Origin of the sequence: Mesorhizobium sp. AR07, assembly GCF_024746815.1 — a bacterium.
GTDB lineage: Bacteria > Pseudomonadota > Alphaproteobacteria > Rhizobiales > Rhizobiaceae > Mesorhizobium.
The window spans coordinates 1-16512 of the sequence record NZ_CP080527.1; the positions used below are offsets into that span (position 1 = coordinate 1).

At 60.6% G+C, this 16512-nt stretch carries 6 protein-coding genes; all 6 read left to right on the forward strand.

The features are described from left to right. The 6 genes from BPNPMPFG_RS34480 to BPNPMPFG_RS34505 all read left to right on the forward strand — a co-directional run bounded on the left by BPNPMPFG_RS34480 (position 1) and on the right by BPNPMPFG_RS34505 (position 16141). Positions 1-5148, forward strand: coding sequence for a DEAD/DEAH box helicase (locus tag BPNPMPFG_RS34480; protein WP_258597965.1), 5148 nt, complete (start codon positions 1-3; stop codon positions 5146-5148). Between the two features lie 221 nt (positions 5149-5369). After that, on the forward strand, positions 5370-7934 hold the full coding sequence (locus BPNPMPFG_RS34485; RefSeq protein ID WP_258598229.1) for a DEAD/DEAH box helicase: 2565 nt from the start codon (positions 5370-5372) through the stop codon (positions 7932-7934). Next, positions 7934-12754 (forward strand): Eco57I restriction-modification methylase domain-containing protein, encoded by a 4821-nt coding sequence (locus tag BPNPMPFG_RS34490; protein WP_258597968.1) that lies wholly within the window; start codon positions 7934-7936, stop codon positions 12752-12754. The genes BPNPMPFG_RS34485 and BPNPMPFG_RS34490 overlap by 1 nt, the downstream gene beginning before the upstream one ends. Positions 12755-12854: 100 nt before the next feature. After that, on the forward strand, positions 12855-14714 hold the full coding sequence (locus BPNPMPFG_RS34495) for a chromosome segregation protein SMC (protein ID WP_319946026.1): 1860 nt from the start codon (positions 12855-12857) through the stop codon (positions 14712-14714). Next, on the forward strand, positions 14711-15487 hold the full coding sequence (locus tag BPNPMPFG_RS34500) for an HNH endonuclease (protein ID WP_258597972.1): 777 nt from the start codon (positions 14711-14713) through the stop codon (positions 15485-15487). Before BPNPMPFG_RS34495 ends, BPNPMPFG_RS34500 begins: the two co-directional genes overlap by 4 nt. A 93-nt stretch (positions 15488-15580) precedes the next feature. Next, on the forward strand, positions 15581-16141 hold the full coding sequence (locus BPNPMPFG_RS34505; protein ID WP_258597973.1) for a cold-shock protein: 561 nt from the start codon (positions 15581-15583) through the stop codon (positions 16139-16141). Positions 16142-16512 lie beyond the last annotated feature (371 nt).

The window sequence follows — 16512 nt, forward strand, 5'->3', positions numbered from 1 at the left end:
GTGGACATCTTCGATCTCGATCAAGCGCTGATAGAGCGATATGAATCATTCGCTCGCTCCTTCTCGGAGATCCGCGCGCCGGAAATCCGCGCTCAAGTTGATACTGCCTATAATGAGCAGCGTTTTTGGCCCGAGCCCCTGATCACCATTAATCCGCGCTTTGAGTCTGGTCATTCTGTTGATCAGCTTGTCGCGCAAGAAGTGCTCGATCCGGCTCTTAGCAAGATATTCGCAGCAGGCCCTGACCGGACGCCGATCAAGCTTCACCGCCACCAAGATCGCGCTGTTGCGAAGGCGCGCAATGGTGAAAGCTTCATCGTGACCACGGGCACGGGGTCAGGAAAGTCGCTGTGCTTCTTCTTGCCGATCGTCGATGCGGTGGTGCGCGCGCGGCGCGCAGGCGAGCCGCAGCGGACGCGCGCGATCATCATCTATCCAATGAACGCACTGGCTAACAGCCAACTTGAGGAGCTCGAAAGATTCATCGGCGGATCGGGGCTCGAAGAGGAGCTGCGCCCGACCTTCAGCCGCTATACCGGCCAGGAAAGCGATGCGGAGCGGCAGGCGATCGCCAAGGCCAAGCCCGATATCTTGCTGACGAACTTCATGATGCTCGAACTGCTCATGACGCGCCAGGATGGGCTCGATCGTGCCGTCATCGCTAATGCATCCGGCCTGGATTTCTTGGTGCTGGATGAACTGCACACCTATCGTGGCCGTCAGGGGGCGGACGTCGCGATGCTTGTGCGTCGTGTGAAGGACCGCCTTGTCAAAGAGCGGAAGCTGCTGTGCATCGGTACGTCGGCGACGATGTCGAGCGCACACGACGAGATTGAACGAGCAAGTGCCGTTGCTCGCGTCGGCAAGCTGATTTTTGGGGAAGAACTCAGTTCGGCATCGGTCATCGATGAGAATCTCGCGAGGGCAACGGACCCCCGAATCAACACCACAAGCCTCGGTGCAGCACTCAGAGATGCGGTTCTGTCGCCAATACCGGAAAGTCTGACGGACGAGGAGTTGCATTCCCATCCGCTCGCCTGCTGGATCGAGACTGAGATTGGGCTTGTCGAGGGCGAAAAACTGCGCCGTCGCCCGCCCATGACCTTGAGCGATGCGGGCTCCAAGCTCGTGGCCCAAACTAATGTCTCCTCAGAAGAATGCAGAGCCGCTCTCGCCGCGATCCTGTCGTTGATGGGTCGTAGCGAAGAGCTTCGTGGCGGCGTTAGCGACCGGGCATTCCTGGCATTCAAGCTTCATCGATTCATTTCTGGCGCTGGCCACGCATACGCAACGATCGAGCCCGCGACCGATCGGCGTGTTGTGCTGGAAGGACAGGTCTTTCATCCATCCGATCCGAACGCGCGCTTATATCCAGTCTTTTTTTGCCGTGAATGCGGTCAAGAGCACCACAGCGTGCGGATTGAGAATGTGCTCGACGGTGTTCGCGTTCTCGCACGGCCGATTGACGACCCAGCAAATGAAGATCCGGAGCCAGATGGAGCACGGACGGGCTTCCTGGTCCCCGCGATCAATGTTGATTTCTTGTTCGGGGGCGCTGTCGCCGACTATCCTGATGATTGGCAAGAAACGACGCCGGCCGGACAGGAGCGGCTGAAAGCGGGGCATCGCGGCAAGCACGAAGGACAGCTTCTCCTTGTGAAGCCTGATGGGTCGTTCGCCGGTGACGGGGTGCCGGCGTGGTTCTTCAGCGGAAAATATCGATTTTGCCCCCATTGCCGTCATCAGCCGCCACAACAGGCACGTGACATCAACAAGCTTGCAGGCCTATCGGCCGAAGGGCGAAGTTCTGCGACGACGCTTATCGTCTCAACCATTTTGGCATGGATGGAGGCGGACGGTACGCTTGAGGAAAGCAGCCGGAAGCTTCTGGGTTTCACAGACAATCGCCAAGACGCGGCCCTGCAGGCGGGGCATTTCAACGACTTCATTTACGTCAGCTTGCTCCGCGGCGGCATCTTGCGCGCCGTGCGTGACGCAGGTGATAAGGGCCTCGCGGATGTTCGATTCGGCGAGGCCGTTCGCAAGGCGCTCGGCTTCGATCTTGAGGAATCTGACCGTCTGTCCGACTGGATGGCCGATCCGCGTGTAAAGGGATTTCACAACCGCCAGGCCGCCGAGGAAGTGCTGACGTCGATCCTGGCACATCGCGTGTGGGCGGATCTCCGTAAAGGCTGGCGCTTCACGAATCCCAATCTCGAAGAGGCCGGCCTTGTGGAGGTCCGCTTTCCTGGACTGGGTGAACTAGCGAGCGACGATGAGGAGTTCGCCAACAATCCGCGATTGGCGACCGCCACGCCCCAGCTACGGGCCAAGCTCTTCAATCTGCTTTTCGACTACATGCGTCGCGGCCTTGCCATCGCAACAGAAGCGTTGGATCGCCAGCGGATATTGCAAGTCGCCGAGACGTCGAGGAACCACCTCCGCGATCCTTGGCTTATCGATCAGAACGAAGAGCAGGAATTGCGGCAAGCCGGATTTCTGATGATAGATCCGCCGAGCAAGGCGGAGATCAGCGCCGCGGAAGATGTGCTGATCGTCCGGGGTGGCTGGCGGACAGCGTTGGGCAAAGCACTGCGCAGCAAGGATGTGTGGGGTGAACCGCTCCCAGTCAAAGAATATGACGATGTTATCGCCACGCTACTGCGTGCGGCCGAGAGTCACCAGGTCATCCGCCGGGTGGTTACGGGCGGCGAGGCTTCTGCGTGGCGCCTGTCGTCGACCGCCTTGCGCCTCTTTCCGGCGACCAAGAGGGCCGACGGAAAACGCGAGAATCCCTTTTTCCGCACGCTCTATGAAGAACTGGCCGAAATGCTCGGGCAGGAGGGCGACTTGCCCTTTGCCTTCGAGGCTCGGGAGCACACTGCTCAGGTCGACCAGAGGGTTCGCGCTTGGCGCGAAGACCGGTTCCGGTTCGGGAAGCCGGATATCGAACGGATCGCCCAGAATCGAGACGAAATGCGTCAGGAAGGTGAGCCTGCCAGCTTCCTTCCAGCGATGTTCTGCTCGCCAACGATGGAACTCGGGGTCGATATCAGCGCGCTGAATGCTGTGTTTCTCCGGAATGCGCCGCCGACGCCGGCAAATTACGTGCAGCGGGCCGGTCGTGCCGGCCGCAGCGGCCAAGCAGCGCTTGTTGTCACTTATTGTGCCGCCCAGTCTCCCCACGACCAATATTACTTCAACAATCGTCAAGGGCTCGTCGCGGGCGTGGTGAAGCCTCCGGCCCTGGATCTCGCCAATCGCGATCTGCTGCGAAGCCATCTCCACGCAGAATGGTTGGCGGCGGCCGTCGTGCCGCTAAAGCCTTCGATCCCTGAGAATTTGAACATGGCGACGCCGGAGATGGCCATCTCAAATGAAATTGAATCCGCCTTCGCAAAGCTCGTCGCGAGCGGAGCGGCAAAGGCCACGATGCGGCGCCTGCTTGAGCGAACTGCCAGCGTGGTCGAACTGGCCGATGCGCCTTGGCTCGTCGATATCGATGCCTTTGTTGATGAGACAGATAGAGAAGCCGCTCAGAATTTTGCAGGCAGCTTCGGCCGCTGGCGGGAGCTCTACCAAAGCGCCCGCCGTGAACAGGATGAGGCTCATCAAATTCAGCAGAAAACGTCATTCAAGCCGGGCGAGCGCAAAGAGGCCGCGCGCCGTCATTTCCGCGCGACAGAAGAGCTCGACATGCTTGAGCGCGGACAGGCCTCGAACGGTTCGGACTTTTATACCTACCGCTATTTGGCAACCGAGGGGTTTCTGCCGGGCTACAATTTCCCGCGCCTTCCGCTCTATGCGTTCATTCCTGCGACTAGGCGCGCGGCTGTGTTGCAGAGGCCGCGCTTCCTTGCGATTTCGGAATTTGGCCCCAACAGTTTGATCTATCACGAAGGGCGCGCTTACCGGGTCGTACGTGCGAAGCTACCGGCTCATGGCCGCCTCGATGATGGCAAGCTCGCAACCACCAGCCTCATCTTGTGCGCCGAGTGCGGAGCGGCGCACTCCGATGACAAGCTCGAGCGATGCCATGCATGCAACGCGTCGTTGGCCGGCGTGGATCGTCTCGATAACGTCTATCGGATCGACAACGTCGAAACCGCACCGTCGTCTCGCATCACAGCAAATGATGAAGACCGGCAGAGGCGTGGCTTTGAGATCCAGACCGTCTTCCAATGGCAATTCGAAAAAGGCGTTCCTGATATCCGGACGCTCACAATGCGTTCGGAAGGAGAGCCGCTTCTTCTCCTTGATTATGGTGCGCGCGCAAAGCTATCGCGCATCAACAAGGGACTCCGCCGGCGGAAGTCGAAGTCGATAAACGGCTTCTGCATCGATCCGACGTCAGGGCGATGGGTCAAGGATACGCTCAACGGCGGGGATGACGATGAAATGGATGTCACGATCCCGAAGTCGCAGCGAATCGTGCCGATCGTCGAGGATCACAAGAATGCGCTCCTGGTACGGCCACTCGCGCATTTTGACAATGGGCAAATGGCGACCCTCCAGCATGCCCTTCTTCGGGGCATCCAGATCGTTGCTGAATTGGAGGAGGGCGAACTCTTGGGTGAGCCTTTGCCCAAACGAGAGGACCGCAAGGCGATCCTCCTTTATGAGGCGACCGAAGGTGGAGCTGGGGTTCTAAACCGTCTCGTCTCCGATCCTTGCCGCATGGCGGAAATCGCGAGTCAGGCGCTCGACCTCATGCACTATGATTTCCCAGCAGATGGGGGCGGGCTCAAGGAGCGGTCGGATGCCTGCGTCGCCGGCTGCTACCGCTGTCTGCTCTCATATTTCAACCAGCCCGACCATAATCTGATCGATCGTCGCGACGCGGAGGTCACAACCTTTCTCTGCCAGCTCGCAGCGCCTGAGGTCGTGGAGGCTGGGCCGGTGGAGGTCTCAAGCGGCTGGCTGAACGCGTTACGCCGGTGGGGATTGCCTGCACCATCCTCGCGCAAGGTCGGCGGCACTGTATACGACCTCTATTGGCCAAGCTTCCAGGTGCTCGCGGTATCCGGACCTGTGCCGGATAGACTTGCTTCGGCATGCGCCGACCTGGGAGTGGATGTCGTCGAGCTTCCTGATGTGCCCGGAGATGCGGCGCCGAGGGAATTGGTTGAGTTGTTGGGGGCGGCATAGTGGAAGCGGTCAGATTTTCGCCGGGGGATCTTGTCGAGGCGCGAGGACGCGAGTGGGTCGTTCTTCCGTCTCCTGATGATGACATCCTCAACGTCCGACCCTTGTCCGGGTCGGAAGCCGATGCGCAGCGCATTGCGCTTGCGCTTGAAGTAAATCCTGTCAGGCCGGCGCGATTTGCTCCACCAACACCTGAGCGGCGGGATACCCAAGATGGTGCGCGGTTGCTGGCGGATGCGCTCCGTCTGTCGCTCCGCCGCGGTGCCGGCCCCTTCCGGAGCGCCGCCCATCTCGGTGTTGAGCCGCGCGCCTATCAGCTCGTGCCGCTGATGATGGCCTTGAAGCTGCCTGTCGTGCGGCTGCTGATTGCTGACGATGTGGGAATCGGCAAGACGATCGAGGCAGGATTGATCGTCCGCGAGATGCTCGATCGCGGCCTGATCGACCGTTTTTCGGTATTGTGCCCACCGCATCTCGTTGAGCAATGGGTGGATGAACTTGCAGAAAAGTTCGACATCGACGCCGTCGCCGTCACGTCGGCCAGGGCGCGCAGCCTAGAGCGCGGACTCCCCGCGGCTCAGAGCTTGTTCGAGGCCTATCCGCACACCGTCGTCAGCCTCGACTATATCAAGGCCGACAGCCGCCGCGATGAGTTCGCGAGAGCTTGCCCCCCATTCGTGATCGTCGATGAAGCGCACGCTTGCATCGGCGGAGACCGTGGAAGACATCAGCGTTTCGAGCTTCTCGAACGCTTGGCCTCTGATGAAAAGCGCCACATGCTGCTCCTGACGGCAACGCCGCACAGCGGTGACGAAGCCGCATTCGACCGTCTGTTGGGCCTCATTAGCCCAGACTTCGCAGGAGGTCTGCATGGCGACGAGAATGCACGAGCCCGATATAGCCGCCGCCTTGCTCAGCATTACGTTCAGCGGCGCCGACCCGATATCACTGAGGCTAGCTGGCACGAGAAACGAATATTTCCCGTCCACAATGTGAAGGACGAGCCCTTTAGCCTCAGCGGCGAATTCGCCACCTTCCATGATCGCGTTCTCGACTACTGCCTAGCGGTCACTCAGCGAGCCGGCACCGACCAACGCAGCCGGCGGCTTGCTTTCTGGGGCACGCTCGCACTGATGCGATGCGTCGGCTCCTCGCCTGCGGCCGCGACCAATGCGCTCCGCAATCGTTTGTCGGGTGTCGCGGACGAAGAAGCGATGCAGCCCGTCGTCTTCGACGAAGATGAGGGTCTGCTCGACCAAGGCGACGTGGAGCCTGGCACGGCCAGCGCCGGCGCTGAGGAGCGCGGTGAACTCGTCGCGCTGATCTCTACGGCAGAGTCACTCGATCGCCGTCGTGCAGAGGATCCCAAGGTCGCCCGCCTGTTGAAGGTTGTGAGGGAATTACTTCAGGAAGGAGCCATGCCGGTCATCTTCTGCCGGTTCATCGCAACGGCTGAGGCGCTTGGCGAAGAGATTAAGCGAGTTTGGCCGAAAGCTGACGTTGCGGTTGTGACTGGACGCCTGCCGCCGGAAGAGCGGCGTGTCCGCGTCGACCAACTCGACAGCTCTGAGAGCCGGATCCTGGTCGCGACGGACTGCCTTTCCGAAGGCATCAATCTGCAGTCATTGTTCGACGCCGTCGTCCATTATGACCTCAGCTGGAATCCGACGCGTCATCAGCAGCGCGAAGGGCGCGTTGACCGATTTGGTCAGCAGTCGCCCATCGTCCGGTCGGTCACCATCTTTGGCGACAACAGCGCGATCGACGGGGCGGTGTTGCAAGTCATTCTCCGCAAAGCGGACGCAATTCGCAAGGCGACGGGCATTTCCGTGCCGATGCCCGAAGATAGCGAGGGCGTGACCTCGGCGCTTATGCAAGCGCTCGTGCTTCGTGCCGGCGGACATCGCACGCAGCTGGCATTCGATTTCGGCCTGTCAAGCGAGCGGCTAGATGGCAGATGGCGCGACGCCGAGGAAAACGCGAAGGCAAGTCGCGCGCGATACGCGCAGGGAGCCCTGAAGCCCGATGAGGTATTGCCGGAATGGCAGCAGATGCGCGCGCTGAATGGCGGCCCGACCGAAGTCGCACGCTTCACGGAACGTGCCTTGAAGCGGGTGGGAGCGCCATTGGAGAAGGTCGGAAAGCACCATCTCGTTCATCTCGACGCGATGCCCGACGCTATCAAGGAGCGCCTGGAAGCGCGGGGTTTGCGTGGAACGCGAAGGATTGGCTTCGAGGATGATCCTGCTCCGGGCGTTACCCACGTCGGGCGCGTCCACCCGCTCGTCGCGAGCCTGGCCGAGAGTTTGGCAGAGGGCGCTCTTGATCCGGAAGGCGCCGCGTTCCGGCCGCTTGGCCGGTGCGGCGCCTGGCGCACGCGAGCCGTTAGTCAAATGACAACGCTGCTGCTGCTACGCCTCCGCTTCAAGCTCATAACTAGCGGCCGTACAAACCGCATGCTGTTGGCGGAGGAGGCCACTGGGATTGCTTTTGGGGGAATAGCTCCGGCGGCGCTCCTCGAAGGACCGTCCGCTCTTGAACTTCTCGAGGCTGAGGCAACAGGGAATCTCGATGAGGTTGCTCTTGCGCGTCAGCTTCAGCGGGCTCATGAACGATTAGTGAGTTATCAGCCTGCGATAGGATCTTACGCAGCGGAACGTGGCGCTGCGCTTTCTGCGGACCATCTTCGGCTGACGGAAGCCGCACGCGGCGGGGCGACAGTCGAGGTTGTTCCTGTCGTACCAGCGGACGTCATTGGTCTCTACGTCCTCCTTCCGGAGGGCGAGTGATGGCTCGGCATCTCAAACGCACCGCCAATATTGGGCTTACCGCTGTATCGATCGAAGGTGGGTTGATCTCCCCCGATCAGGTGGCGGCGATCGCCGCCACCGCGCCGGATCAGAAGGCGGCAGCCGACTATGGTTGTCCCAAAGGGACGAACCTGCGAGACGAGATCACGCGCTACTTCAGGATCGGCCAAGCGCATTGGCAGGCGTATGCCAAATTGCCGGCGCCCAACGAAGCTCAGACAGCGACCTTTGTGAAAAGCTTGCTCCAGGAAGCGTTCGGGTTCGAAGCTCTGCGCGGTCCGAACGTTCACCATCAGGATGGCCATACGTACCGCATTGGCCTTGAGGCAAAGGGCGGCCGAGTGCCGATCGTGGTGGTCGCACCTCTACCGGAAGGAGATGCGTTCACCAAAGCGCTTACGCAAATGGGCGACGATCATGTCGGTACGATTCCGCGTCGTTCTCCGAGCGTACTGATTCAGGATTGGTTGAACGCAAATTCCGAGTTCTTATGGGGTCTGGTCTTTGCTGGAGACCGCCTTCGCCTCATGCGGGACAATGCCAGCTTCACCCGGCCGGCCTTTATCGAAGCGGATCTCGGCGCGATCTTTCGCGACGAGATGTTCGCGGACTTTACCGCGACATGGCTGCTGATTCATGCCACGCGCTTTGGCGGCGAGAGCGCTGCAGCAGCCGATTGCGCGCTGGAGCGCTGGCGTGAAGCTGGATTGCGAGCCGGAACCTCGGCGCGCGATCGGCTTGGAACGAGCGTCAAGGAAGCGCTTCTGGCACTCGGCCAGGGGTTCCTGGACGCGAATCCCAATCTCCGCGCGAAGCTCGATGAAAACCATACCAGCACGCAGGGTTGGTTCGAGCAGCTTCTACGTGTTGTCTACCGACTGATTTTCTTGGCGGTCGCGGAGGATCGCGAGCTCCTGCACGGACCGGATGCATCGGAGGCGGCGCGCGACCTCTATGCTTCGGCTTACGGCTTCAGCCATATGCGAGAGCGTTCGGCGCGGCGTTCGTCGCACGATCATCATCATGACGCCTGGGAAGTGGCGAAGATCGTTTTCCGAGCGCTGGAGCGGAGTGAGCAGCTGCTAGGATTGCCTGCGCTGGGCGGGATTTTCACGCGCGGCGCGACGCCCGACCTTGATGATGCGGAGCTGCCCAATCGGGCGTTCTTACGTGCCATCTTCCACCTGAGCTGGCTGATAGAGGATGGACGCCGCGTCCGGGTGAACTGGCGCGACATGGCGACGGAGGAGCTTGGCTCGGTTTATGAGGGACTGCTTGAGCTTGTCCCTATCCGCGAGGACCATGGGCGACGATTTGGCTTCGCCGATGCCAACGAAGCCAAGGGCAATGCGCGCAAGACCTCGGGCAGCTACTATACGCCGGACAGCCTCGTCCAGACGCTACTCGATTCCACGCTCGATCCCGTTCTTATGCGGGCCGAAGCGGAGGGAGGTGCCGAGGCGATCCTCAAGCTCTCCGTGATCGATCCAGCCTGTGGATCGGGTCATTTCCTGCTTGGCGCCGCGCGTCGGATGGCGGCCCGCGTGGCGCAACTCCGCGACAGCGAAGCACCGGACTACCCTGCGGCGATGCGTGATGTCGCGCGCCATTCAATCCACGGCGTGGATCGCAACCCGATGGCGGTAGAGCTTGCGAAGGTCGCGCTCTGGATCGAGGCGCTGGAGCCCGGTAAGCCACTCGCTTTCCTGGACAGTCATATCCGATGTGGTGACAGTCTTGTCGGGGTGTTCGACGTCGCTAGTCTCGCTGGTGGCATCCCCGACGCGGCCTACGATGCGCTTGAGGGCGACGACATCGAAGTGGCAAAAGTCTATGCCCGCCGCAACAAGGAGCAGCGGGAGGGCAAGGGTGCGACTGGGCTCTTCGCCGAGCTGAAGCCACCAGCCGTCGCGGCTGAGGCGTTGACGGCTATGCCGGAGGACACTCTGGCCGATGTCGCCGCCAAGGAGTCAGCCTTCGCGCGGATACACAGCGGACCGAATTGGTCGCGGCTGAAGGCCGCCAGCGACGCCTATGTGGCCGCGTTTTTCATCCCCAAGACCGGACCGATTCCGGGGCCTACCGACTTCACCCGGCCTCTTACGCCGGAAACCGACCACGTCTGGACGGCGGCGCGTGGTCAACCGCTTTATGACCCGCTCATCGCAGAGGTCGAGAGGATTGCTCACTCGGTCAGCGCCTTTCACTGGCCACTAGAATTCCCGGCGATTATGGCGCGCGGGGGCTTCGACGTGGTGATCGGCAATCCACCGTGGGAACGAATCAAGCTGCAGGAGCAGGAGTTCTTCGCCGCGCGCGATCCCGAGATCGCGACCGCTGCAAACAAGGCCGAGCGGGGTGCGCTTATCAAGGCGCTGAAGCAGGCCGACCCGGGGACGCCGAGGGCGTCGTTAGCGGCGGAATTCGAGTTCGCGAAACGCGCGTCCGAGGCGGCAAGCGTGTTCGTGCGCAAGGGCGGGCGCTTTCCCCTGACTGGGACAGGAGATGTCAATACCTACGCGTTGTTCGCCGAGCTTTTTTCCCAACTCGCGCGGGCGGGCGGACGCGCCGGAATAATCGTGCCAACCGGCGTCGCCACCGACAGCTCCACAAGTACGTTCTTCGGCGATCTAGTAGTCAACCGAAAGCTCTTCAGCCTATATGACTTCCAAACCGGACTTGGGTTCTTTGACGATATTGGTCACGCTCGATTCAAATTTTGCCTTCTAACGGCAGGTCAAGCGAACACGGGACCTGCGGCGATAAAACTCAGCTTCTTTTCAAGAACAGAGGAAGAGTTTCGAGATGAGCGGCGTCATCTCACGCTCACGCCTGATCAAATTCTTGAATTGAATCCAAACACTGGAACTTCTCCAATTTTTAGAACCGAATTTGATGCGGTTCTGACTCGAAAGCTCTATCGCGTAGCGCCCATACTCATTCGCGAGCGCCCGGAGCACCAAGATGGCAACGACAATCCGTGGGGCATTAATTTTCAGCGCCTGTTCGATATGTCGACGGACAGCAAGCTGTTTCGCACTGCTTCACAGCTCGCCGCGCATAGCTTCCAACGTGATGGAGCGGATTGGGTGCGTCGAGACGAACCTCGCTACGTGCCGCTCTACGAAGCGAAGATGATTCATCATTTCGATCATCGTTTCGGTTCCTACGCGGGCTTCTCCGAGCGCTCGGGCGAGGGCTCATTGCCGCCGACGCCAGACGCTGCCAAGGCCGATCCCGACTACGAGGCCGACCCGTGGTACTGGGTGCCGCAGGCCGAGGTCGAGCTGCGCGTCGCACGCGCGCCGTCGCGCCTCAAGCAATATTTCCGTAAGGAGAACGCCGAGGGTTGCCTGAAGGTACTGGCGCAATGGGTACTGGGCACGTTGGACCCCGAAGATTTGCTGGCGGGCAACCTGGCACGCTCAGCCTCCCGCGCGAGCGCGCACCTGCGCGATGTACTGGGGCAACGCGCACTCGAGCGCGATATTGTAGGCGGTAAATTCGCGACATGGCTTCACAAGGCCGCGGACGGCGCGCACGAGATGCGCCGTGAGACGCCGCTTACCGACGACGATCTCGTCTTCATCAAGACCGGTCCCGCCGATCCGCTGGCGCTCACGGCCGCGTTGATCAACCGCAAACAGCCGCACTGGCTGATGGGTTGGCGGGACATCTGCCGATCCACCGACGAACGCACGGTAATCGCGAGCATTTTCCCGAAGGCAGGTGTGGGCAACAAGCTTCCTCTAATGGAATGTGCAGACGCCGGCGCAGAGGAGGTTGCTTGCTTCCTAGCGAACCTGTCGTCGATCTCCTTTGATTATGCTGCACGTCAGAAGATTGGCGGCACAACGATGAACTACTTCATCTACAAGCAACTCCCCGTCCTTTCCCCACACCAATTTTCGCGTAGCGATCGCGCCTTCATCATGCCGCTCGTGCGCGAGCTCACCTATACCTCGTATTCGATGCGTCCATGGGCCGAGGATCTCGGCCATGCGGGTTCACCGTTTATCTTCGATGCCGCCCGCCGCGCGGATCTGCGAGCCGAGCTCGACGCTCTGTTCGCGCTGAAATACGGGCTTTTGCGCGATGAACTGCGCTATGTGCTAGATCCGGCCGATACGCATGGCGCGGATTATCCCTCCGAAACCTTCCGCGGTCTCAAGCGCAACGAGGAGGCCGCCCTGGGCGAGTTCCGCACGCGCCGGCTCGTGCTTGAAGCCTATGATCGGCTATCCGGATCGCACGTGGCGAGCGGACCGATCGAGCTTCGCTCTGCTCAGCCACGGCCGGTTGAGGTCACTCTGCCGGACGCCACATGGGCACGGGCTCAACAATCCACCCCTGGAGACACGGGCGCCGTCTTGGCTGCCATTCTCAAAGCCATGGATGGACCGAAGCCGATCCGCGATGTTCGTCTCGCCGCCGCCTTCGTCATGGAGCCGCGCCTACTTGCTCCGCTCCTGCCGACCGCCAAAGCGGCGGAATGGCGCCGCCTGGTGGGTGCGGAAGCTGATCCTCTTGCCGGAAATGTCGCCACATTTGTAGCAAGGAACAACACAGCGTGGGGCGCGGCCGTCCGAAACCACCGCGGTAATGGGCGACTGGTTGAGGATCTCCAGCGTGTGACATGGGCACGTGGCGCCGGATTGGACGCCGCCGACACTTCGGGATGGCTCGAGGGGCGCTCGGTCTTCGTGTTCGACGCCTTGGAGAGTATCAACCTCGACGCAGCGGTAAATTCATTGCCCGCTGACATTCAGCACTGGGTGGCCAATGCCGCAGCAGCCTGACCTTCTAGACCCGCAGCTCCTGACGGTAACACCCGGGTTGGACGGGCCGCGGCTCTGGGTGCGGCGCCTCGTCATATGGAGGGAACCCGGCGGGGAGAAGGTGCGGGACATCGAACTGCGTCCCGGCCTGAACATCGTCTGGTCACCCGATGGAGCAGATGATGCCGCATTGGCAGGTCAGACAAATGCCGTTGGGCATGGTAGCGGCAAGACGCTTTTCTGCCGGCTTATCCGCTATTGTCTCGGCGAGGACCGCTTCGCCACGGAGCCCCAGCGCGATCGTATCGGCACAGCATTCCTGAATGGCGTCGTTGGTGCCGAGGTTGTGCTTGATGGGATTTGCTGGGCGATCGTTCGCCCACTTGGCGTGCGCCGCAGACACATGGCTGTGCCGGGCGGAAATCTCGATGAGATCGCCGCTGGCGAGGGGGCTTCCACTGGGATGGAGCCGTTCATCGAAGCAGTCGACCAGCGCATCATCACCACCGCGCTTGCCGAGTTGGTCCGCCCGCAGGCGAATGGGCCTGTTTGGCCGGTCGCGCTCGCTTGGCTGACGCGAGATCAGGAGTGTCGATTTGATGATGTTCTGGATTGGCGCTCGCCGACGTCCGATTCGGATTCCCCAATGCCCGCTAGCGGGCAGGAGAAAGGACCAAGGCTCGAGGCGCTGCGTTCGTTTCTGATGGCCATCACACCTGAGGAGCAAGCCACGCGGGCTGAAGTGAATAGCCTCGGCGAGCAACGCCGAGTCCTGGATCAAGAGATCGGCCATCGCCGGTGGGAAATCGAGCGTACCCAAACGCGGCTCGTTGCGGGTCTCGACCTCCAAGGCCAGGCGCTTCCCGAAATGCCACTGCTGATTGATGTCATGCGCAGATCCGCTGGAAGGCGCTTGGCGGCAGCAATTCAGCTTCCCGCTGGTGGCGACGCAGAACTCGTCGCAGCACGCGAGCAAAGAGAGGCCGCGAGAAGTGATTGGGCACGCCTGGACGGCGAACGCATCCGAATCCATACTCTTGTCCCCGCGGAAGAACGCGCATTGGCGATGATACGGGGGGAACTGCCGGGAATTTCTTATTCAAAAATAGAGGCGGAAAGCCCGATTTGCCCAATCTGCGAAGTCCCGATAGATCGCGCCTTGGCAGAGGGGTGCAAGCTCTCACACAAGATACCAGATGCCGACGCATGTCGGCAGCGCTGGGGTCAACTTCAGGCGGATCACAACGCGCAAGCGAACCGGGTTGAAAGCTTGCGGCAAGAGCAGAAACAGATCTTGCCCCAAGTCGCGCTGGCCAAGCAGCACTTCGATCGATCAGTCGAACGCGTGGAGAGTATCGAAAAAACCCACGATGCTCGAGAGTCCACTTGGTATACCGCCCGCAGGCTCCAGGACGATGTCGAGCGACTGGCTGAGCTCTGCGAAACCCAGGAGGCTGCGATTAAGCGTCTCCGTGAGCAGGGCACGAAACTAGAGACAGAGAGGGAGCGGCTAGGCGCGTTTCGAGACAAACAGGCCCGCGTTTTTGGCCGCATAAGCGAAAAGTTCGACCCGATCATCCGACGGTTGGTCGGCCAACATGCAAAGGGACGGATCATCCTTACAGGGAATGGTCTTGATCTGTCGGTTGACATGGGCGGCGACCGCAGGACAGCCGCGATCGAGTCGCTCAAGATCTTGGCTTTCGACCTTGCCGCGATGTGCGTCAGCATCGAAGGCGCGACTCGCGTGCCGTCGTTCCTGCTTCATGACAGCCCCCGTGAGGCCGACCTTGGCTTGTCAATCTATGGAAGGCTCTTCGATATCGTTCAGGAGCTTGAGCACATCGGCGGAAGGCCGCTGTTTCAGTACATCGTAACGACCACGACGGCGCCTCCAAGCGAGTTTAGGGAACGTCCCTACCTGCAGCTCAAGCTACACGGTGATCCGCCTGCGCAACGCTTGCTCAGGGTGGACTTGTGATTAGCACGGAACGCCGTCTCACAGCTTATCCATTCGTCCTTCTCTCTGAGCTGCGAGATGCCGCGAACGAACATGGCTACCGCATTGGTCCTGAAGAGGCCGGGGGGTGGATCTTTTTTCGATCAGCCAGCGCGCCAGGGGAGATCGGACTGGCGGCCGCGGGTGTCTCTGGGCCTTTCTTTTTGTCTGTCGTGCTGCAAAGTGTGGCGCGAGCTCTGGATGCACAACCTGCATCTCCATGGGCCAAAGGCCATGCAGGGGCCTTCATGTTTGCCACACGTGATGATCTGCATGCTGGGGTCCAGGCGGTTTACCGCCTATCGGTCAGCCTGCCCAATTTCCCCCTTGAGAAATATGAAAAGGCCGTGGCGGGAATTGGCGAGACTGAAGGGGAGCGCGCCCAGAAGTTCAGGATTGGGCAGAATATCTTTCGTGATGCCCTGAGGGAATACTGGAATGGGAGTTGCCCGTTGAGCCGGATCTCAAATCCCGATCTTCTGCGAGCCTCGCACATGATGCCATGGTCTGACTGCGCCACCGATGCTCAGCGTCTCGATGTGCATAACGGACTTCTCCTGTCCGCTCTATGGGACGCTGCCTTCGATGCTGGGCTGGTGACATTCGATGACGCAGGAATGGTATTGACGTCTAGTCACTTGGAGGGCGTTGCGCGTGAAGCGCTGGCCATCAATGAAGCGCCGACGCTGGCGCTACGTGATGAGCATCGGCCCTACCTGGCCTATCACCGCAACCACGTTTGGATTCGGGGTTAGGCAGCACAGAAAAAGATTTGACATAAACGCGTCGCCCGATTGAGATTATCTTGACGGTAGCGTAGTTCGCCAACCAAGCCAGTCGAGATGATCATGGGCAAATATCGAGACCATCGCGAGCCACGCGGGCATCGCCATGACGATGACCCCGTTTCCTTTTCGGAACGGACCTCCGAGCCAAGCTATTTTCAGCGCCCGGCGACCGTGACGGCGCACCCCGTCGACGCCGAGGTATTGTGGTTCACAGTCAGCAAGGGTTTTGGCTTCGTCAAACTGTCGGACGGCAGGGAGGCCTATCTGCACGTCCGAGTGCTAGAGGCGGCCGGAAGCCGGGATGTTGCCGAGGGGACGCCTCTCAAGGTCACGGTCGAAAAAAGTCCGAAAGGTCATCAAGTCGCGCAGGTGCTGGAGATCGGCGATCAGATCACGAAAACTCCGTCGCATAATCGCGCCGCTGGAGGGACCATCGTCGAGACAGGTGCGCAGCTAGAGTGCGGTGCTATGAGCAGGCAAGTCTGGTCGCTAAGTCCGGTCTGGAAAAGGCGCACGAGGTCAGAGGCAACATTTTCGGCTTCTGGTGACCCCGGCTGGATATGGCTCTGTTGGCAAAGCTGGTCGAAAACCGACTTCAGGCTTTCCAAATCACTTGGATAGAGGGCTGGGTCAAGGTTGAGACGATCAATCATCCGGGCCTCCTGCGGGCTGAGATCTTGAACGACACAAAGGCGGCGGCGGAGAGACCCGCCGACAGGCGAAGATGACTCCGCCGAAAGTGCTTGTCATCAAAAAAAGTTACTGACGGCTCGGCACATTCTTGACAACGAGGCAGGACCATATTCCTATCATGTTTTTGGCCGGAGACAGCAATGCCTGCCAGCCGCAAACGCATCCAAACCGATGCCTATCTGGACCGCTTTTGGCCCTATTACGCCGCTGTTGCGAGACGGCCTACAAACCCGCCCACAGCCGGGCTGCGTCAATGGCAACCGGGTGACCGCAGCGTGCAGAGGGCAGAGGGCATATCT